The sequence below is a fragment of the Variovorax sp. 10L426 genome (assembly GCF_056395305.1).
Genome location: NZ_JBFTJF010000004.1, coordinates 273,222 through 291,327 on the forward strand (window position 1 = coordinate 273,222; position 18,106 = coordinate 291,327).

Here is an 18,106-nt window from a genome sequence, read left to right on the forward strand (position 1 = left end):
TTCATCGATCTTGCGCTGACGAAGGGCCTGCCGGCATTGCCCGAAGCGTGAGGCGCCCGGCTCTGCGCAGCGGGTGTTGATGCAGATGGCGCGTGCGAAGAAGCCCTGGCTTTTACACGCTGCCAGCGGGTCCGATGTGACGCGGACGGTTCGGGGGCGGCTTGACGCCTTTCGCGGCGAGGACGAGGAGGGGGCCGCAAGCGCCTCCGAATCGTCGTCACCCCGGGCTGCTGGCTCCTCAGGCCACGGCGCGACATTCGCTGCGCTGGGACTGATCTCCGGGGTCGTCATGGCGATTTCCTGCAATTGTTTTCGCGGCCCGAGCGAAGGAAGAGGCACGGTGGGCGTGACGGGCTGCACTTGGGCCAACCTTGCAGGCTCGGACAGCGTTCTTGCGCGAGACATCTGCCACCCAACGAATCCTGAAGAAAGCAACACTGCGGGCGCCAAGACCAGGAACAGGACGTTGCGAAGCGGACGACTATTGGTGAGTAGGAGATCGGCCTTGCCGTTTGCGCCTCGCGGTAGCGACGCTTCGATCTGCTCGTCGACTGCGGAAGGCATGGCCTCGCCGCAGGCATGGCAACGCGTGACGCGCCCTCTGTTCACCGTGTGACAAGAGGGACAACTGGAAGCTGCCACGCCGCGGTGAAAGATCATTCCGAAGTAGTCGCTTATCTCCACATAGGCGACAGATGTGTCCGGCGCTGCAGGCCAGGCGGATACAGCAGACTGAGTCATCATCAGGGCCCCCTTTGCTTGCAGTCTCGTGCCGGTCCACGGAAAAATGCTCCGTTCGGGCGACAGAGTCCGGGCAAGCAGGCTTTATCGGAGCACAACTCGACGCCGTTTGTAAGACGACGCCTGAACCTCTACGGGAATGGCGCCCTACGCGGTCACCAACACGCAATGATCGGCGGGACCGGAGGATCGAACATCAGCCGTCCGCTGTAGGACAGGCTCACACGCCTCCGTGGGCAAGTTCTCCAACGTGGAGTGGCCCTCTTTGGCCCGGACGCGACGCTGCGTCCTGATGTCCTCCGCGAACTGCGCTGATCGCAAAGCGCAGGCTCAACGCGTCCTTGACCTGAATCGCACCGCCGAGGATCGAGAAGGGCACGATGCCGAAATCCGACTGATTGAATTCGATCGAGCCGGTCACGCGCATCTTGTCGCCGGTAGCTTCCACTTGCATGGGCACTGAAAAGGTCCGCGTGGTTCCATGCAACGTGATCGCAACCGCCAGCTGGGCACCGGCAGAACTTTGCCCGTTGCCATTGACCCGTATCAGCGAAAACGGAAACTGCTGCACTTCGAGCACTTTGTCGAGCATGTTGGATCGCGTGCCTGCGATGTCCGATTCGGTAGGCTGGGTGTCTAGGCCGGCCTCCGTGCGAAGTGCCGCTTCGTCGACCGTGAGTTCTGCGAGGGGAACGAACAGATCGGCGCGGCCCGCTTCCGGCGCGACGTAGCCCTGCACTGCGCGGCTCGCGACCACATGGTCGTGCCCCAGACGCGCCATCGAGCCGGCGCGCCTCACTGTCACGGCGACGAGCGAATTCGCCGTATCGACGCGGTAGACCGGTTGGCCCCGCGCCGCCGCCTGCTCGTAAAAACTGGCGGGAAACTCCCTGGGCGCTTGCGAAAGACCGGGTTTCGGCTCACCCGCAGGTCCGCCAACGGGCGCAGCGCACGCTGCGAGCAGGGTCGCCAACAGCACTGCAAACAGATGCAGAGGTGCGCGGCGCGAAATCTTCATCTCACGAGACTTTGCGCAGCCGCACATGAAATGTCACCGTGACATCCGGGCCGATGACGTTGGTCGCGACCCATTCGCCCGTGCCGATGCCGAAGGGCCCGCGCTTGACAGTGATCTTGCCGTCCATGGTCGCGCCGTCGGCCGATTCGCTCCAACTGAAGGGAACCTCCACGGGCTGCTGCACGCCCTTGAGCGCCAGCGTGCCGTGCGCGACGTAGTTGTTGGCCTGCGAGCGGCGAATGTCGGTCGCATGGAATTCGGCCTGCGGGAACTTGGCAAAGTCGAACCATTCGGGCCCGGCGATGGCCTTGTTGATGTCGGCGTTCGTCATATCGGCGCTCGCGACCTTGATGACCACGTCGAGTCGCCCGCCTCCGGCCTTTTCCGGGTCGAGGTTGAGCTGTACGTCGAATTGCCTGAAAACGCCCGGGGCCGGCGTGGTTTCGAACGTGGCTGCGAACTCCAACCGGCTGGCGGGAACGTCCATCTTCCACTCGGCCGCGTGCGCGGATTGGAGCGCGGCACCGGCGAGCAGCAAGGCAACGTGGACGAGGTTCTTCATGGCTACGGATTCCTCGCAGGCAGCATACGTGCGAGCACGTCGTCCCGCTTGATGAAGTGATGCCGCAGTGCAGCACCGACGTGCAGGACCAGCAATGCGATCAACAGAATGCCCAGCGAGAAATGCACGGCGGATGCCAGGTCGGCGACGTGCTTGTCAGTCGCCACGATCGCGGGCAGCGGAATCCGCCAGTAGATGCGAAAGGGCACGCCGGCTGCCGAGCTGATCACCCAGCCGGCGAGCGGCATGGCGAGCATCAAGACGTAGAGCAGGCCGTGGCTCGCATGCGCGGATGCGCGCTCCCATCGAGGCATGTCCACAGGCAGGGCCGGCGCCCGGTGCGACAAGCGCCACGCCACGCGCACCAGCACGAGCATGAGGATCAGCATGCCGGTCGACTTGTGCCAGACGAAGAGATCGAGCTTCGTCGGCGAAAGGCGCCAGCTCGTGGCCAGCCAACCGAGCGCGAACTGCGCGAATATCAAGAGCGCGATGAACCAGTGCAAGAATTTCGCGACCGGATTCCAGGATCCCGGCCCGGGTCCGGCGGACATGAGGTTCGATCGCATCGGTCGAGTGTCGCAGCTAGCTGCGGACTCCGACAAGCGATGCGATCAATCGTTCGCGCGCGCGGACGATGCTTCACACGCAATGTATTTCGGCTGCCGAGCGGGACAGGAAATCTGCAGCGTCCAACATGACCGGCAGGAAAGGCGCCGCGCGATAGCGCGCCAGGGCCTTCGCTTCGATCACGTCGAAACAGGCATCGCAGGCCTCGACCAGCCCTTCTTCGTCGTCGGCTGCGCCGAACAATTCATGAAGTACCTCGTCGGACACATGAGCGATGATGCGGGGTCCATCGAAGCCATCCGGGTAAATCGCAAACCTGACCGTTTCCGTGTCAGGGCAATGGATCGCTTCGCAGTGCATGGTGGGCTCCTTTTTTCCAGCTCATGGATTTCACGCTTCCACGATCGGGAATGCACGCGGCATACTTCGTCACACGCAGACAGATGCCGCCTACAGGAGGTGCTCGTCCATGAACGACCCCTTCGATTTGCAACGTTTCGCGGATGCCCAGGCCGGCGTGATCGACCGTGTCATGGACGAACTGCGCGCAGGCCACAAGCGCAGTCACTGGATGTGGTTCATCTTCCCGCAACTGGCGGGCCTGGGACGAAGCGCGATAGCGCAGCGCTATGCCATTTCATCGCTGGAGGAAGCGCGCGCTTACTTGGCGCATCCGGTTCTTGGTGCGCGGCTGAAGGCATGTAGCGAGCTCGTTTTGGCCGTCGAAGGTCGCGGCGTGGCCGACATCTTCGGGGCGCCGGATGACCAGAAATTCTGGTCATCGATGACCCTGTTCTCGATCACCGCGGACGCGTCGACGGCGGTCTTTCGCGCATGCCTTCAAAAGTACTTTGGCGGGAGTACCGACCGCGGGACCCTGCTGTTGCTGCAGGGTGGCAGCTAGTGCAGATCGCCGTTGAGGTAAGGCTCGGGGTCCACCGCCACGCCTTGCTTGCGGATCTCGAAGTGGAGCTTGACGCGGTCGGCGCCGCTGTTGCCGATCTCCGCGATCTTCTGGCCTTGCCGGACCACTTCGTTCTCTTTCACCACGATGGTTTGCGCATGCGCATACGCGGTCAGGAAGGTGTCGTTGTGCTTGACGATGACCATGTTGCCGTAGCCGCGCAACTCGCCACCGACATAGACGACGCGCCCATCGGCCGCGGCGACCACAGGGTCGCCCATGTTGCCGGCGATGTCGATGCCCTTGTTCTGCGTACCGTTGAAAGTGGAGAGCGTGCGGCCAGGTGCCGGGCGGATGAATGTTGCCTGCGGCTTGGGCGCCGGCGGAGCGGGTCGCGCGGTCCCGGCAGGGGGCAAGGGGTAGAAACCGGGTGCCGGGGCTTGGCTCTGCGGCGTCGTGGTCGTACAGGCGACCAGGGAGGCTGCTGCAGTTGCGGCGATTGCGACTCGAAGGAAGTAGGTCTGAACTGGCATGGCGTTTTTTTGGAACGAGTTCAAGGCGAGGGGTTCCTCGGCCTCACGGCAAGGGCGCAGTTTTAGCACGGTGAGTGCGCTGGCGGTCATGCGCGGGTGTTCGGGCTATTTCTGCGGAATCGGCGTCACGCGGTCGATGGGAACGGCGGTGACGCTGTTCTTCGGGGATCCATCGATGAGGAGATCGGAATAGGTCAGGTACACCAGCGTGTTGCGTTTGGCGTCGACCATGCGCACGACACGAAGCCGCTTGAACATGACCGACAGTCGCTCGCTGAAGACCTCCTCGCGCTTGGGCAGCGCTTGGGTGATGCTCACCGGGCCGACCTGCCGGCACGCGATCGAAGCCTCGGACTTGTCTTCGGCCAGTCCGAGTGCGCCCGAGACGCCTCCCGTCTTGGCGCGCGAGACATAGCAGGTCACGCCGTTCACCTTGGGGTCGTCGTAGGCCTCGACCACGATCTTGTGATCGGGGCCGATCAGCTTGAAGGCGGTGTCGACGTCGCCAATCATCTCGGCGTGTGCCAGCGCCGCCACGGCCGCGAAGCCGAGGAGCACGGCGCAGGATTGCGGCCGCTTCATGCGATGTCCAGCGTGTGGACGCGGTCGAAACTGCCGCGGCGGCGGTCTTCGAAGTAGAACTCGAGCGCGGCCTTGACCGTGCGGAACGCGATCTCGTCCCACGGAATCTCTTCCTCGGTGAAGAGCCGTGCCTCGAGCGTCTCGTGGCCCGGATCGAACCTGTCGCTCAAGAGCCGAGCGCGGTAGAACAGATGAACCTGCCCCACGCGCACGACGCTCATCACGGCGAACAGGCCCTCCATCTCGTACTCGGCGCCGGCTTCCTCGTCGGTTTCCCGCGCCGCGCCCTGCTCGGTGGTTTCGTTGAGCTCCATGAAGCCGGCCGGCAACGTCCACTTGCCCCATCGCGGTTCGATGTTCCGCTTGCACAGCAGCACGCGATCGCCCAACACGGGGATCGTGCCGACCACGTTCAGCGGGTTCTCGTAGTGGATTGTGTTGCAGGCCGGGCAGACGGCGCGCTCCTTGGTGTCGCCGTCGTCCGGGATGCGGTAGACCACCGCGGTGCCGCAGTTCTTGCAGTGCTTGATGGGAACGCGCAGGAACATTGTTGGCTCAGACCCTCAGACCACCTTGACAGTCAGCGAGGGCAGGCCGGTGATTTCGCCGACGAGCGTGTCCCCGGCCACCACCGCGGCGACGCCCTCGGGCGTGCCCGTGAAGATCAGGTCACCGGGTTGCAGTTCCCAGGCGGCCGACAGGTGCTCGATCGTCTCGGCGATGTTCCAGATCAGCTTGCTCACATTGCTGCGCTGGCGGTCGGCGCCGCCCACCTTCACGGAGATCTCGGCCTTTTCGACGTCACCTGCCTGTGCGACCGGCACGATCGGACCGATGGGCGCGCTCTGCTCGAAGCTCTTGCCGATGTCCCAGGGGCGGCCCTGTTTCTTCATGTCGTTCTGCAGGTCGCGGCGGGTCATGTCCAGGCCCACGGCGTAGCCGAAGATGTGCTTGTGCGCGTCGGCGGCCACAATGTTCTTGCCACCCGTGCCAATGGCTGCGACGAGTTCGATCTCGTGGTGCAGGTTCTTCGTGAGCGTCGGGTAGGCCATGGTACCGGTCGTCCCGTCGTCGACCACCACGACGGCATCGGCCGGTTTCATGAAGAAGAAGGGCGGTTCGCGCCCGGTGAAGCCCATTTCCTTGGCGTGTTCCTCGTAGTTGCGGCCGACGCAATAGATGCGGTGCACCGGGAAACGGGCCGGCTGGCCGACGACGGGGATCGAAACGACGGGGTGGGGCGTGAAAACGTACTCGGAGGCCATGGGTAAAACGTCCTTTTCAGCGAAAACGGCAGTGTGCCAGAGGGCAGGGCGCGTTGTCCGCTGCCACGCCGTGGACGTTCGGCGGGGATATGCTTGCGCCATGATGAAGCTCCACAACTATTTCCGATCTTCCGCCTCGTTTCGCGTGCGCATCGCCCTGAATCTCAAGGGCCTGGACTACGACTACATTCCGGTGCACATCGCCCGCGGCGAGCACAAGACCGGTCCTTTCTCGGCCATCTCCCCCGACATGCTGGTGCCGCTTCTGGAAGACGAGGGTGAGCGCTTCACGCAATCGATGGCCATCATCGAATACCTCGATGAAATCCACCCCGAGCCGGCGCTTCTGCCGCACGATCCGGTGGGCCGGGCACGCGTGCGTGCGCTGTCGGAATCGATTGCCTGCGAAATCCATCCTCTCAACAACCTCCGCGTGCTGAAGTACCTCGTGCGCGAACTCAAGCTCGACGACGACGCCAAGAACGCCTGGTACCGCCACTGGGTGCGCGAGGGCATGCTGGCGTTCGAGCGCCAACTTGCGCTGCTACCGGTCGGCACCTATTGCTACGGCAACACGCCCACCATGGCCGATTGCTGCCTGGTACCCCAGGTTTTCAACGGCCAGCGATTCGACTGTGACTTCAGCGGCCTGCCGCGCACCATGGCCGCGTTCGAGGCGTGCATGCAGCTCGAAGCGTTCCAGCGCGCCCAACCTTCGCAGTGTCCCGACGCCGAAACGTGACCGACCCCGACTGGCTCGTTCCCCAGTGGCCGGCGCCGCGCGGCGTGCACGCCGTGTGCACGACGCGTTCCGGTGGCGTGTCGACTGCGAACTACCGGGGCCTGAACCTGGGAGACCACGTCGGCGACGATCTGCCGGCAGTGCAATCGAACCGGCAGTTTCTTCGCGACGCGATCGGCGTGCGGCCGGTTTTTCTTCAGCAAGTCCATGGAACGCGGGTGGTGGCACTGGATGCCGCCAGCGCCGATGGCGTCGCCGCGGATGCCTGCACGACGGTCGAAAGCGGTGTCGCCTGCACGATCATGGTGGCCGACTGCCTGCCCGTGTTGTTCACTGATGAAACGGGCCATCGAGTCGCCGCGGCGCATGCGGGGTGGCGCGGCCTTTCCGCCGGCGTGCTCGAACGCACGCTGGAGGCCTTCGCAGCCGATGGCGGCACTCGGCGGGTCATGGCGTGGCTCGGCCCCTGCATCGGCCCCGATGCCTTCGAAGTCGGCGACGAGGTTCGCGCGGCATTCGAGGCCGGCTCACCGGATGCGCGTCAGTGCTTCAAGCCGTCGAGCACGGCGGGCAAGTGCATGGCTGATCTTGCGGGACTGGCTCGTCAGCGCCTCAGCGCCGCCGGCGTGACGCAACTGCACGGAAATGACAGCAGCGATGCCTGGTGCACGGTCCACAACCCGTTACGCTTTTTCTCGCACCGGCGGGACCGCGTCAGCGGGCGCTTCGCCGCCTGCATCTGGCTTGGCTGAATGCGCCCGAATCGCCACCTCTCGCTCCGCATCTTCACGCGCCTTGAGCGCGCGGCGGCGCGCCGGGGTGGCCATCAGGTAAACCACCAGTGCCACCGGCGCCAAGCCGTAGAGTAGAAAGGTGAAGACCGCGCCCAGTACGGTGCCGTTGGTGTTGGTGGCCTCTGCGACCGCCATCATCAGGGCAACATAGAGCCACGCAATCACGACGAGGTGCATAGACGATGTTGTTTCAGGAAGTTATCGGGAGGCTTGCTGGTGGGGCCTTCGCGAATGCAGCATACTCAAATCCCGTTCTGAAGAGGTGAGGCAGCAGGAGACATCATGAAACAACAACACGCCACGGCGGCAGATACCTTCGCGCCGTTTCAGCAGGCGCTTTCCCAGGGGTGGAGCAAGGCGCTCGCATCGTTTCAATCCATGGGTGCGCAAGGTGCGCAAGGTAACGGGCACAACGCGCCCTGGGAACTTCCAAAATTCTCCCTGGCGCCAGAGAAGCTCCAGGAACTGCAGCAGCAGTACGTCAGCGAAGCCACCGAACTCTGGCGCCAGGACATGGCCAACAGGGCCACCGGCGACAAGCGTTTCGCTGGTGAAGCATGGAGCAGCAATCCCTTTTCATCCTTTGCCGCCGCTGTCTACCTGTTGAACGCGCGCACGCTCCTGGGCATGGCCGAGGCCGTCGATGCCGACAACAAGACGCGCGCGCGCCTTCGCTTCGCCGTCGAGCAATGGATGGCAGCTTCCTCGCCGAGCAATTACCTTGCATTCAACGCCGAAGCCCAGAAGAAGGCGATCGACACGCAAGGCGAGAGCATCGCCAAGGGCATCCAGAACCTTCTTCACGACGTGCAACAGGGCCACCTGAGCATGACCGACGAAAGCGCCTTCGAAGTGGGCCGCAATGTCGGTACCACCGAAGGTGCGGTGGTGTTCGAGAACGACCTGTTCCAGCTGCTTGAATACAAGCCGCTCACGGCCAAGGTCTACGAGCGGCCACTGTTGCTGGTGCCGCCGTGCATCAACAAGTTCTACATACTCGACCTGCAGCCCGAGAACTCGGTGATCCGCTACGCGGTGGAGCAGGGCCATCGCGTGTTCGTCGTGAGCTGGCGCAATCCGGATTCGTCGATGGCGCAATACACCTGGGACCAGTACATCGAGGATGCCGCGATCAAGGCGATCCATGTCACACAGGAAATCACCGGCCAGGATAAGAGGGGCGGAAAGATCGACACGCTCGGCTTCTGCGTCGGCGGCACCATCCTGAGCACGGCGCTGGCCGTGTTGGCCGCGCGCGGCGAGCAGCCGGCTTCTTCGGTGACGTTGTTGACCACCTTGCTCAACTTCACCGACACCGGGGTGCTCGATATCTTCATCGACGAAGGCTTCGTGCAGTTCCGCGAAATGCAGATGGGCAAGGGTGGCCTGCTGAAAGGCGGCGAACTCGCGTCGACCTTCAGCTTCCTTCGGCCCAACGATCTCGTCTGGAACTACGTCGTCGGCAACTACCTGAAGGGCGAGACGCCGCCGCCGTTCGACCTGCTCTACTGGAACAGCGACGCGACCAACCTGCCGGGCCCCATGTACTGCTGGTACCTGCGCAACACCTACCACGAGAACAAGCTGGCCACGCCCGGTGCGCTGACCGTTGCAGGCGAGAAAGTGGACCTCGGCGCGATCGATGCGCCGGTCTATATCTACGGCTCGCGCGAAGACCACATCGTGCCGATCGGCGGCGCCTATGCGTCGACGCAAGTGCTTTCCGGCAAGAAGCGCTTCGTGATGGGCGCATCCGGCCACATCGCCGGCGTGATCAACCCGCCTGTGAAGAAAAAGCGCAGCCACTGGATTCGTGCGGACGGCAAGCTGCCGACGACGCAGGCCGAGTGGCTCAGCGGCGCAACCGAGCATCCCGGCAGCTGGTGGACCGATTGGTCCAACTGGCTCAAGACCCACGCGGGCAAGCAGATCCCTGCCCCCAAGACCTACGGCAAGGGCAGCGCCTACAAGGCGACGGAGCCCGCGCCGGGCCGCTACGTCAAGGCGAAAGCCTGATCCCTTTTCCTTTCATTTCAATCCCAATCCCAACCCCAATCCACGCATCGGAGCACACCATGGAAGACATCGTCATCGTTTCAGCCGCACGTACCGCTGTCGGCAAGTTCGGCGGATCGCTGGCCAACATTCCGGCCACCGAGCTGGGGGCCATCGTCATCAAGGAAGTGCTGGCACGTGCCAAGGTCGGCAACGATCAGATCGGCGAAGTCATCATGGGTCAGGTCCTGACGGCGGGCAGCGGACAGAACCCTGCGCGCCAGGCGCTGTTGAAGAGCGGCATCGTCAACTCGACGCCGGCGCTCACGATCAATGCCGTCTGCGGCTCGGGCCTGAAGGCGGTGATGCTGGCGGCGCAGGCCGTGGCCACCGGCGACAGCGAGATCGTCGTCGCAGGCGGACAGGAAAGCATGAGCCTCGCGCCCCATGTGCTGCCCAACTCGCGCAACGGTCAACGCATGGGCGACTGGAAGCTGATCGACTCGATGATCGTCGACGGCCTGTGGGACGTCTACAACCAGTACCACATGGGCATCACGGCAGAGAACGTGGCCAAGAAATACGACATCAGCCGCGCTGCCCAGGATGAACTCGCGCTCGGCAGCCAGACCAAGGCCGCGGCCGCGCAGGACGCCGGCAAGTTCAAGGACGAGATCGTCGCCGTGAACATTCCGCAGAAGAAGGGCGACCCGGTTGTCTTCGACAAGGATGAGTTCATCAATCGCAAGACCAACGCCGAAGGCCTCGCGGGCTTGCGCCCCGCCTTCGACAAGGCAGGCGGCGTGACGGCCGGCAATGCCTCGGGTCTGAACGACGGTGCCGCTGCGGTGATGGTGATGACCGCCAAGAAGGCGGCGGCGCTGGGCCTCAAGCCGCTCGGCCGCATCGCCAGCTACGCAAGCACTGGCCTCGATCCGGCCTTCATGGGCATGGGCCCGGTGCCGGCATCTCAGAAGGCGCTGCAGCGTGCTGGCTGGAAGCCCCAGGACCTCGACGTGCTCGAAATCAACGAAGCCTTTGCGGCGCAGGCCTGCGCGGTCAATCGCGAGATGGGCTGGGATGTGAACAAGGTCAACGTGAACGGCGGTGCCATCGCCATCGGCCACCCGATCGGTGCGTCCGGCTGCCGCATCCTGGTGACCTTGCTGCACGAGATGCAGCGGCAGAACGCCAAGAAGGGTATTGCCTCGCTGTGCATTGGCGGTGGCATGGGTGTCGCATTGACGATCGAACGGTAACCCTCGGCCTCGCCCACTTCGTGTGGCTCTGACTCCCCCTTGCAGGGGGAACACCAGCGGACCGGCAGAGCCGGTCCGCTGTGTTTCTGGCACTTGTATTTCTGAGGAGACGCTTTGGACGAAAAAGATGCCGAGCTGTTTCGGGTGATTCGGGACGAGCTCTTTGTCGCGGCTGTGGGTGATGTGCTGGACACGATGGGGTATCAGCATCAGTTCTTGCCGGCGGGGATCATGCCGCTGGAGAAATCGATGCGGATTGTCGGGCGTGCGATGCCGGTGCTTGAAGCGGATGTCATCAACGACGGCAATCGGTCGGCGGGGCCGCTGTCGGGCAAGCCCTTCGGGTTGATGCTGGAGGCGCTGGACGACCTGAAGGCAGGCGAAATCTACATCGCCACCGGCGCGTCGTTGCGTTATGCACTCTGGGGTGGATTGATGTCGACGCGGGCACAACACCTGAAGGCGGCAGGTGCGATTCTTGACGGCTATGTGCGCGACGCAGATGAGATCGAGCGTCTGGGATTCAACGTGTTTTGCCGCGGAACCTACGCGCAGGATCAGGGCGTGCGTGGGCAGGTGATCGACTATCGCTGCACCATCGAAATCGACAGCGTACGCATCGCGCCGGGCGACCTGCTCTTCGGCGACCGCGAGGGCGTGCTGGTCATTCCTCGGGCGGTCGAGGCGGAAGCCGTGGCCAAGGCACTGGACAAGGTGCGCACCGAGAACAAGGTGGCGGATGCGATCCGCGGCGGCATGAGCGCCTGCGAGGCACTGGCGACCTTCGGCGTGATGTAGGCGCCCTCGCGGCCCATCGCCGGCACGCTGGCGATCCGCTTGAGGCGGTTCATTCCATCGAACATACTTTTGACGCCCTTTGTTAGGGAAAACATAAGCCCCTCTTCCGCAAACGCTAATTGCGCGCTCGCGTTTCCGCAATGACCATGACGCCTCCATTTTCGATCGAACAAGGAGGCAACTTGAGAAAGAGCGCATTGGGTCTGAGGGCCCTTATTTGGACCGGTTTGGCTACCTGCCTGCTGGGTGGACAGGCACCCGCAGCCGCACAGGGCACCTGGCCCGAGAAGCCCGTCACGATGGTCGTGCCGTACTCGGCGGGCGGACCCACCGACGTCGTGGCGCGCATGCTCGCGATCCCGATGGGCAAGTCGCTGGGGCAGCCCGTCGTGGTCGAAAACACCGTCGGCGCGGGCGGCACCATCGCGCCGGCACGGGTGGCGAGGGCTGCACCCAACGGCTACACGATCCTCATCCACCACATGGGCATGGCGACCGCGCCGGCGCTGTACAAGAAGCTGGCGTACGACCCGCTCAAGGACTTCGAATATGTCGGCCAGGTCCTGGACGTGCCGATGACGCTCCTGTCGCGCAAGGACTTTCCGGCCAACAACTTCCAGGAACTGCTCGCCTACGTGAAGGCGAACAAGGACAAGGTGTCCCTCGCCAATGCCGGCGTCGGCGCGGTGTCGCAGTTGTGCGGCCTGTTGTTCACGAGCCAGATCGGTGTCGAGCTCACGACGGTGCCCTACAAGGGCGCCGGTCCGGCGCTCAACGATCTGATGGGCGGGCAGGTCGATCTGCTGTGCGACCAGACCACGCAGACCGCGCCCGTCATCAAGCAAGGCAATCGCGTGAAGGTGTTCGGCGTGACCACGCCGACGCGCCTGTCCAGCATGTCCGACATTCCGACGCTCGACGAGCAGGGCCTCAAAGGTTTCGACGTGCGCGTATGGCACGGCATCTACGCGCCCAAGGGCACGCCGCCTGCCGTGATCAACAAGCTCAACGCCGCCTTGCGTGTGGCGCTGCAGGACGACATGGTCAAGCAGCGCCTCGCCGACCTGAGTTCTGAAATCGTGCCGATGGACAAGGTGACACCGGATGCCTTGCATCGTCATTTGGAAGCCGAGGTCGCCAAATGGGGCAAGGTCATCCGCGAAGCCGGCATTCAAGGCGAATGACACGGGTTCGCCCTGGGGCTCGTCAATCCGAGAGGTCGATCAGCACCGGTTGATGGTCGGACGCCTGCGTCTGCAGATCGACCTCGACGCGGCGCACGCGCGGCGCCAGGGCGTTGCTCACGAACACGAAATCGCAGGCGATCGGATCGGGGCCGTAGGTGCGATCGAAAAGCCGGAAGGTCGCGTCGTGCGGACGATCGGGACGGGCCAGTGGCCACGCATCCTGGAGGCGTTTGTCGGGCGTGCCGCCCGCAGGCAGCGTTGGGTCCGTGAAGGGCTCCTGGAGTGCCTCATAGGCAGGGTCGGAAGCCGCCATGTTGAAGTCACCGCAAAGGATCGCTTGCGGCGTGTGCAGCTTGGGCTGGAAAGGCGAGCCGAGCGGATCGGCGACCGGCGGCGTTGCGGCCTGCTCGCAGGCTTGCAGGTGCAGGTCACGCACGGCGCGGGCTTGCGCGAGACGCTGCGCCGCCGAGTAGTACTCCAGGTGGGTGGTCATCACGCGCAGCGCGCCCAATTCGGGGCTGGTCAGCGTGACGACGGTGCACATGCGCGGCATGCTCGTCACACTCGGGTCCGCCGGCCAAGGCAAGGGGTGGTGCTGCACGCGAGAAACCGGCAGACGGGTCGCGATCAGGTTGCCGAATCGCTGGCGTCTGCCCTTGTCGTCGAACTCGTCCACGGCCGCGCCGAAGAAGACCTGGAAATCGGGAAGCAGCGCCTGGAATTCGGCCGGTTGGTCGCCCGGCCGGCCTGGCATCTCGTCGAATCCGGATGCGATCTCCTGAAGGCACAGCACGTCGAAGTCGCCCATGGCGCGTGCGCCGTCGACGATGCGTCGTGGACTCACGACCCCGTCGAGGCCGCAGCACCATTGGGTATTCCAGGTCACCAGTTTCATTTGATGCCAGCCCTCATGAAGCTCTGGACGAACTGTCGCTGAAAGAGCAGGAACGCGATCAGCAACGGCGCCGATGTCATCAATGTCGCCGCGGTGATGACCGACCAGTCGACGCCCTGGTCGACCGACGAGAACACCTGCAACCCCACCGTCAATGGCCGCGCGTTGACGCTGTTCGTGATGATCAGCGGCCAGAGGAAGTTGTTCCAGTGAAAGCTGATCGACACCAGCGCGAAGGCGGTATAGACGGGCTTCGCGAGCGGCACGTAGACGCGCCACAGCGTCTGCATCGCGCTTGCGCCTTCCACGCGCGCGGCTTCGTCGAGTTCCTTCGGAATGCCCATGAAAGTCTGCCGCAACAAGAAGATCGCGAAGGCGGAGGCGAAGTAGGGCAGTCCGATCGCGACCAGGGTGTCGACGAGGCCGAGTCGTGCCATGGTCTTGTAGTTCTCGACCACCAGGATGTCCGGCATGATCATCAACTGCACCAGCACGAGCGCGAAGGCGATGCCGCGGCCCTTGAATTCGTAGCGCGCGAAGGCATAGGCGGCCAGCGTGCCCAGCACCAGTTGCACAACGAGCACCATCGCGACCAGCAGCGTGGTGTTGAGGAAGTAGCGAGCGAAGGGGGCGGCTTCCCAGGCGCGGCGGAAGTTGTCGAGCGTGAGCGGCGCGGCCAGTGCGAAGCGCGTCGAATATTCGGCGGGATGAAAGGCCGTCCATACCGCGTAGGCGAGCGGCAGGATCCACAGCAGCGCCAATAGCCAGGCCGCCACCGTGTCGAGCCAGGTCGGCTCGTTGAAGGCCAGCCGTTGTGCGGGAACGGCCGCGCTCATAAGCTAACCTCCGTGCTGCGCACTGCGGTGCGAGCGCCTTCGGGCGGCCGGGCGGCGCTCATTGGTAGTGAACCTTCTTGTCCAGCACGAAGAACTGGAGGAGCGCGATGCCCGCGAGCACCACCACCAGCACGACCGTGATCGCCGACGCGTACGCCGTATCCCAGAAGCTGAACCCGACCTCGTACAGGTGATAGAGCAGCAGGATCGACGCGTTGTCCGGCCCGCCACGCGTGAGCACGAAAAGGTGGTCGACCATCCGGAATGCGTTGATGAAGGCATTGACCAGCACGAACAGCGTGGTCGGCATGAGCAGCGGCCACTGCACGCGGCGGAAGAAGTACCAGCGCGATGCACCTTCGATGGCTGCGGCCTCACGCAGGCTCGGATTGAGCGACTGCAGCGCGGCCAGGTAGAAGATCATGAAGAAGCCGGCTTCCTTCCAGATGGCTACGAGCGTCACTGCGCCAAGTGCAGTCGAAGGGCTTCCCAGCCAGTTGTGCGAAGGCAGGCCGAGCGCGCCGGTGATCTGTTCGAGCAGGCCGTATTGCGGCGTATAGAAGAAGAGCCAGATGTTGGCCACCGCAATCATCGGCAGCACCGTCGGCGTGAAGTAGGCCATGCGCAGGAAGGCGCGGCCTGCGATGCGTTCGTTGACCCACAGCGCCATGACGAGCGCGAGCCCGATCGACAGCGGAATGGTCGCGCCCGCGAACCAGAGGTTGTTGCGCACGGCCTTCCAGAAGACCGGGTCGCTGGTCATCACCGCGTAGTTCTCGAGGCCGACCCACACGCCCGGGCGCTTGCCCTTGGGCGTGGAAAAGAAGCTGTCGATCAGCGTCGAGACGGCCGGCCAGTGCGTGAAGGCGACAAGCAGCACCAATGCGGGCAGCAGCATCAACCACGCGTGGATGGCATTGCGCGATGCGGTGCTTCCGGCGGCGACGCTGTGACGGGCCATCCTCGCGCCGGTCCTTACTTGAACGAGCGAAGGATGCGGTCGGCCTCGCGTTGTGCGTCCTGCATGGCTTGCGCCGGTGTCTTGGTGCCGGTCAGCGCGGCCTGGAGACCGTCGTTGAGCGCCTTGGTCACGCGCTGGTTGTCATGCGTGGAGAACTCGGCAACGGACACCGGCAATTGGTCGCGCGCCACCAGCGCAGCCGGGAAATCGCGCCCGTACTTCTTCAGCGTGTCGGTTTCGTAGGCAGCCGGCGAGACGGCGACGTAGCCCGTGTCCATGCTCCATTGCGCGGCGCGCTCGGGCTGGGTGATCCACTTGATGAACTTGAAGGCCGCCTCTTGCTGCGCGGGCGTCGACTTCTTGAAGATGTAGAAGTTGCCGCCGCCAGTCGGCGAACCCTTGCGCCGGTTGCCCGGGATCATGCCGACGCCGAAATCGAACTTGGCATTGGCCTTGATGTTGGTGAGGTTGCCGGTGGTCGTGAAGATGATCGCGGCCTTCTTCTCGAAGAAGTCCTTGGGCGTCGTGCCCCACTCGACCACCCCGGGCGGGTGGACGCCGGCCTTGCCGAGGTCGACCCAGTACTGCAAGGCTTCGACGACCTTCGGGTCGTCGAACCTGACTGCCGTACCGGCCTCGTTGGCGAGGATCGTGTCGTTCGGCGTCGTCAGGGTCTGGAACAGCCAGTACGGGAAGCCGCTCGACGGAATCTGCACGCCCCATTGCGTGACATTGCCGCTCGCATCCTTCTTCGTCAGCTTGGTCGCGGCGTCCTTGAGTTCGGCCCAGTTCGTCGGCGGCTTGTTGGGGTCGAGGCCGGCCTCCTTGAACGTTTCCTTGTTCCAGTACATCACGACGGTCGAGCGCTGGAACGGAATTCCCCAGGTCTTGCCGCCGGTCTGGCTGTTCATCATGAAAGCCTTGTAGAAGCCGCCGAGCCAAGCCTTGTCGTCGGCCGTCTTCACGAAGTCGTCGAAGGGAATGATCGCGTCTTCGTCGATCAGCGTGAACATGTCCGTGGACAGCAGCACCGAGGTCACCGGCGGCGTGCCGGACTTGTGCGCCGTCAGGGCTTTGACGATGGTTTCCTGGTAGGTGCCCGCGTAGATCGGCGAGACCTTCACGCCGGGGTTTTCCTTCATGAAGCCGGCCGCGAAGCCGTCGATGGTCTTGGCGATCGGGCCGCCCACGGCGACGGGGTAGTAGAACTGGAGTTCCACCGGCGTCTGCGCGTGCAGCAGACCCGACGCGCCCGCGAAAAGGCCGCCGGCCGCCAGGAAGGGGGCTGCGAGCGTCTTGATGAAAGTCTTGCGTTGCATGGTCTTCTTTTTCCTTGGAAGTAAGGGTCAGTCGTTCAATCGTTCAATCGTTCAATCGTTCAATCACTCGATCGATTCGCAGGCCGGCGGTGTCGAAGCCGTGGGCGTCCTCGCTCGCCCAGCGCAGGCCGACGCGGTCGCCCGGCTCGGCGTGATGCCGCCCGTCCGTGCGCACCAGCAGCGTCTCGGTCCCGATCAGGCAGCGCAAGACCAGGTCGGCCCCCAGGTATTCCACGCTTTGCACGGTGGCGGCGATGCCCTGCGGGTCGAGCGCGATGGCTTCGGGCCGCACGCCGAGCGTCGCAGCATGCAGGCCGGTGTCCGTGTCGCTGCCCGCGATGCGTCCGGCTTGCAGCGCAACGAGGTTCATCGGTGGCGTGCCGATGAAGCGGGCCGAGAACGTGGTCGCCGGTTGCGCATAGAGGTCGCGCGGCGCGCCGGCCTGTTCGACGCGGCCCCGGTTGAGCAGCACGACCTGGTCGGCCATGCTCATCGCCTCGGCCTGGTCGTGGGTGACGTAGATGACCGTGAGGCCGAGTTGCCGTTGCAGGTCGCGCAGTTCGCGGCGCATGTCCTGGCGCAGTTGGGCGTCGAGGTTGGACAGAGGCTCGTCCATCAGGCACACCTTGGCCTGCGCCACCAACGCGCGGCCGAGCGCCACGCGCTGTTGCTGGCCGCCCGAGAGTTGCGAAGGCTTGCGGTCGAGCAGCCCGCCCAGGCCGAGCAGTTCGGCGGCGTGCTTCAACCGTTCCGCGCGCCTGGCGGGCGGCGTCTTGCGGACGGAGAGTCCAAAGGTGATGTTGTCGGCGACGCTCATGTGCGGAAAGAGCGCGTAGTTCTGGAACACCATGGCGATCCCGCGCCGAGCGGGCGGCAGGGCGGTGACGTCGTGGCCGTCGATCAGCACCCGTCCGCCGGTCGCGGTCTCGAGCCCGGCAACAATCCGCAGGGTCGTTGACTTGCCGCAACCCGACGGACCGAGCAGGACGCAAAATGAGCCGGGCTGGATATTTAGATTGACCGCATGCAGGGCAGTGCTCTCGCCCCAGGATTTGGCGATGTCGATCAACGCGATGGAGGACATCGAATCAGTATATGGATCGCTTGTGACACCCGGTTGCAAAGAAGGCTCAGTGTTTTCCTGA

Annotated in this window: 21 protein-coding genes; 7 read left to right on the plus strand and 14 right to left on the minus strand. The window is 64.1% G+C overall.

The window, feature by feature from the left end:
* Window positions 1–961: 961 nt before the first annotated feature.
* The 4 genes from AC1DHL_RS07965 to AC1DHL_RS07980 form a co-directional block, all read right to left on the minus strand.
* Window positions 962–1,759 carry a YceI family protein gene (locus AC1DHL_RS07965; protein ID WP_478161615.1) on the minus strand — a complete coding sequence of 266 codons (798 nt, stop codon included), beginning with the start codon at window positions 1,757–1,759 and terminating at the stop codon, window positions 962–964.
* A gap of 1 nt (window position 1,760) precedes the next feature.
* Complete coding sequence (locus AC1DHL_RS07970; protein ID WP_478161616.1) at window positions 1,761–2,321, minus strand: YceI family protein; 561 nt, start codon at window positions 2,319–2,321, stop codon at window positions 1,761–1,763.
* Window positions 2,322–2,323: 2 nt separating this feature from the next.
* Window positions 2,324–2,890, minus strand: a complete 567-nt coding sequence (locus tag AC1DHL_RS07975) for a cytochrome b (RefSeq protein ID WP_478161617.1) — start codon at window positions 2,888–2,890, stop codon at window positions 2,324–2,326.
* 73 nt (window positions 2,891–2,963) lie between these two features.
* On the minus strand, window positions 2,964–3,251 hold the full coding sequence (locus tag AC1DHL_RS07980; RefSeq protein WP_478161618.1) for a hypothetical protein: 288 nt from the start codon (window positions 3,249–3,251) through the stop codon (window positions 2,964–2,966).
* 109 nt (window positions 3,252–3,360) lie between these two features.
* On the opposite strand from AC1DHL_RS07980, the gene AC1DHL_RS07985 reads away from it, so the two are divergent.
* Window positions 3,361–3,795: a DUF1810 domain-containing protein gene (locus tag AC1DHL_RS07985; RefSeq protein ID WP_478161619.1), complete on the plus strand. Its 435-nt coding sequence runs from the start codon at window positions 3,361–3,363 to the stop codon at window positions 3,793–3,795.
* Here the strand turns inward: AC1DHL_RS07985 and AC1DHL_RS07990 are convergent.
* The 4 genes from AC1DHL_RS07990 to AC1DHL_RS08005 all read right to left on the minus strand — a co-directional run bounded on the left by AC1DHL_RS07990 (window position 3,792) and on the right by AC1DHL_RS08005 (window position 6,175).
* Window positions 3,792–4,328, minus strand: a complete 537-nt coding sequence (locus tag AC1DHL_RS07990; RefSeq protein WP_478161620.1) for a murein hydrolase activator EnvC family protein — start codon at window positions 4,326–4,328, stop codon at window positions 3,792–3,794. The two genes, AC1DHL_RS07985 and AC1DHL_RS07990, sit on opposite strands and share 4 nt — an antisense overlap.
* Before the next feature lie 105 nt (window positions 4,329–4,433).
* On the minus strand, window positions 4,434–4,910 hold the full coding sequence (locus AC1DHL_RS07995; protein WP_478161621.1) for a CreA family protein: 477 nt from the start codon (window positions 4,908–4,910) through the stop codon (window positions 4,434–4,436).
* Window positions 4,907–5,458 (minus strand): NUDIX hydrolase, encoded by a 552-nt coding sequence (locus tag AC1DHL_RS08000; RefSeq protein ID WP_478161622.1) that lies wholly within the window; start codon window positions 5,456–5,458, stop codon window positions 4,907–4,909. The genes AC1DHL_RS07995 and AC1DHL_RS08000 overlap by 4 nt, the downstream gene beginning before the upstream one ends.
* Before the next feature lie 15 nt (window positions 5,459–5,473).
* Window positions 5,474–6,175 carry a fumarylacetoacetate hydrolase family protein gene (locus AC1DHL_RS08005; RefSeq protein ID WP_478161623.1) on the minus strand — a complete coding sequence of 234 codons (702 nt, stop codon included), beginning with the start codon at window positions 6,173–6,175 and terminating at the stop codon, window positions 5,474–5,476.
* Between the two features lie 103 nt (window positions 6,176–6,278).
* Here AC1DHL_RS08005 and maiA point away from each other — a divergent pair, with 103 nt between their 5' ends.
* Both maiA and pgeF read left to right on the plus strand, forming a co-directional pair.
* Window positions 6,279–6,917, plus strand: a complete 639-nt coding sequence (gene maiA / locus AC1DHL_RS08010) for a maleylacetoacetate isomerase (RefSeq protein ID WP_478097522.1) — start codon at window positions 6,279–6,281, stop codon at window positions 6,915–6,917.
* Window positions 6,914–7,669: a peptidoglycan editing factor PgeF gene (pgeF, locus tag AC1DHL_RS08015; protein ID WP_478161624.1), complete on the plus strand. Its 756-nt coding sequence runs from the start codon at window positions 6,914–6,916 to the stop codon at window positions 7,667–7,669. The genes maiA and pgeF overlap by 4 nt, the downstream gene beginning before the upstream one ends.
* Here the strand turns inward: pgeF and AC1DHL_RS08020 are convergent.
* Window positions 7,601–7,888, minus strand: a complete 288-nt coding sequence (locus AC1DHL_RS08020; protein ID WP_478096995.1) for a hypothetical protein — start codon at window positions 7,886–7,888, stop codon at window positions 7,601–7,603. The genes pgeF and AC1DHL_RS08020 overlap by 69 nt on opposite strands.
* A gap of 105 nt (window positions 7,889–7,993) precedes the next feature.
* On the opposite strand from AC1DHL_RS08020, the gene phaC reads away from it, so the two are divergent.
* The 4 genes from phaC to AC1DHL_RS08040 all read left to right on the plus strand — a co-directional run bounded on the left by phaC (window position 7,994) and on the right by AC1DHL_RS08040 (window position 12,947).
* Window positions 7,994–9,727, plus strand: coding sequence for a class I poly(R)-hydroxyalkanoic acid synthase (gene phaC / locus AC1DHL_RS08025; protein ID WP_478161625.1), 1,734 nt, complete (start codon window positions 7,994–7,996; stop codon window positions 9,725–9,727).
* Window positions 9,728–9,786: 59 nt separating this feature from the next.
* The gene (locus AC1DHL_RS08030; RefSeq protein WP_478096991.1) at window positions 9,787–10,965 is read left to right on the plus strand and encodes an acetyl-CoA C-acetyltransferase; all 1,179 of its coding nucleotides are present in this window, start codon (window positions 9,787–9,789) and stop codon (window positions 10,963–10,965) included.
* A 114-nt stretch (window positions 10,966–11,079) separates the two neighbouring features.
* Window positions 11,080–11,763 (plus strand): RraA family protein, encoded by a 684-nt coding sequence (locus tag AC1DHL_RS08035; RefSeq protein WP_478096989.1) that lies wholly within the window; start codon window positions 11,080–11,082, stop codon window positions 11,761–11,763.
* Between the two features lie 146 nt (window positions 11,764–11,909).
* Window positions 11,910–12,947, plus strand: a complete 1,038-nt coding sequence (locus AC1DHL_RS08040; protein ID WP_478161626.1) for a tripartite tricarboxylate transporter substrate-binding protein — start codon at window positions 11,910–11,912, stop codon at window positions 12,945–12,947.
* Between the two features lie 22 nt (window positions 12,948–12,969).
* Here AC1DHL_RS08040 and AC1DHL_RS08045 read toward each other — a convergent pair whose 3' ends face one another.
* From AC1DHL_RS08045 to AC1DHL_RS08065, 5 genes are read right to left on the minus strand one after another with little or no spacing between them, the layout of a single operon-like run.
* The gene (locus tag AC1DHL_RS08045) at window positions 12,970–13,845 is read right to left on the minus strand and encodes an endonuclease/exonuclease/phosphatase family protein (protein WP_478161627.1); all 876 of its coding nucleotides are present in this window, start codon (window positions 13,843–13,845) and stop codon (window positions 12,970–12,972) included.
* On the minus strand, window positions 13,842–14,681 hold the full coding sequence (locus tag AC1DHL_RS08050) for a carbohydrate ABC transporter permease (RefSeq protein WP_478096979.1): 840 nt from the start codon (window positions 14,679–14,681) through the stop codon (window positions 13,842–13,844). The genes AC1DHL_RS08045 and AC1DHL_RS08050 overlap by 4 nt, the downstream gene beginning before the upstream one ends.
* A 58-nt stretch (window positions 14,682–14,739) precedes the next feature.
* Window positions 14,740–15,642, minus strand: coding sequence for a carbohydrate ABC transporter permease (locus AC1DHL_RS08055; protein WP_478161628.1), 903 nt, complete (start codon window positions 15,640–15,642; stop codon window positions 14,740–14,742).
* Between the two features lie 14 nt (window positions 15,643–15,656).
* Entirely contained in the window at window positions 15,657–16,961 is a 1,305-nt protein-coding gene (locus tag AC1DHL_RS08060; RefSeq protein WP_478161629.1) for an ABC transporter substrate-binding protein, read from the minus strand.
* Window positions 16,962–17,004: 43 nt separating this feature from the next.
* Entirely contained in the window at window positions 17,005–18,045 is a 1,041-nt protein-coding gene (locus AC1DHL_RS08065) for an ABC transporter ATP-binding protein (protein ID WP_478161630.1), read from the minus strand.
* Window positions 18,046–18,106 lie beyond the last annotated feature (61 nt).

Bases quoted from the DNA above. Each gene is read 5' to 3' on its own strand.
- AC1DHL_RS07965 (WP_478161615.1), bottom strand. From the start codon at position 1,759: ATGAAGATTTCGCGCCGCGCACCTCTGCATCTGTTTGCAGTGCTGTTG.
- AC1DHL_RS07970 (WP_478161616.1), bottom strand. From the start codon at position 2,321: ATGAAGAACCTCGTCCACGTTGCCTTGCTGCTCGCCGGTGCCGCGCTC.
- AC1DHL_RS07975 (WP_478161617.1), bottom strand. From the start codon at position 2,890: ATGCGATCGAACCTCATGTCCGCCGGACCCGGGCCGGGATCCTGGAAT.
- AC1DHL_RS07980 (WP_478161618.1), bottom strand. From the start codon at position 3,251: ATGCACTGCGAAGCGATCCATTGCCCTGACACGGAAACGGTCAGGTTT.
- AC1DHL_RS07985 (WP_478161619.1), top strand. From the start codon at position 3,361: ATGAACGACCCCTTCGATTTGCAACGTTTCGCGGATGCCCAGGCCGGC.
- AC1DHL_RS07990 (WP_478161620.1), bottom strand. From the start codon at position 4,328: ATGCCAGTTCAGACCTACTTCCTTCGAGTCGCAATCGCCGCAACTGCA.
- AC1DHL_RS07995 (WP_478161621.1), bottom strand. From the start codon at position 4,910: ATGAAGCGGCCGCAATCCTGCGCCGTGCTCCTCGGCTTCGCGGCCGTG.
- AC1DHL_RS08000 (WP_478161622.1), bottom strand. From the start codon at position 5,458: ATGTTCCTGCGCGTTCCCATCAAGCACTGCAAGAACTGCGGCACCGCG.
- AC1DHL_RS08005 (WP_478161623.1), bottom strand. From the start codon at position 6,175: ATGGCCTCCGAGTACGTTTTCACGCCCCACCCCGTCGTTTCGATCCCC.
- maiA (WP_478097522.1), top strand. From the start codon at position 6,279: ATGAAGCTCCACAACTATTTCCGATCTTCCGCCTCGTTTCGCGTGCGC.
- AC1DHL_RS08020 (WP_478096995.1), bottom strand. From the start codon at position 7,888: ATGCACCTCGTCGTGATTGCGTGGCTCTATGTTGCCCTGATGATGGCG.
- phaC (WP_478161625.1), top strand. From the start codon at position 7,994: ATGAAACAACAACACGCCACGGCGGCAGATACCTTCGCGCCGTTTCAG.
- AC1DHL_RS08030 (WP_478096991.1), top strand. From the start codon at position 9,787: ATGGAAGACATCGTCATCGTTTCAGCCGCACGTACCGCTGTCGGCAAG.
- AC1DHL_RS08040 (WP_478161626.1), top strand. From the start codon at position 11,910: ATGACGCCTCCATTTTCGATCGAACAAGGAGGCAACTTGAGAAAGAGC.
- AC1DHL_RS08045 (WP_478161627.1), bottom strand. From the start codon at position 13,845: ATGAAACTGGTGACCTGGAATACCCAATGGTGCTGCGGCCTCGACGGG.
- AC1DHL_RS08050 (WP_478096979.1), bottom strand. From the start codon at position 14,681: ATGAGCGCGGCCGTTCCCGCACAACGGCTGGCCTTCAACGAGCCGACC.
- AC1DHL_RS08055 (WP_478161628.1), bottom strand. From the start codon at position 15,642: ATGGCCCGTCACAGCGTCGCCGCCGGAAGCACCGCATCGCGCAATGCC.
- AC1DHL_RS08060 (WP_478161629.1), bottom strand. From the start codon at position 16,961: ATGCAACGCAAGACTTTCATCAAGACGCTCGCAGCCCCCTTCCTGGCG.
- AC1DHL_RS08065 (WP_478161630.1), bottom strand. From the start codon at position 18,045: ATGTCCTCCATCGCGTTGATCGACATCGCCAAATCCTGGGGCGAGAGC.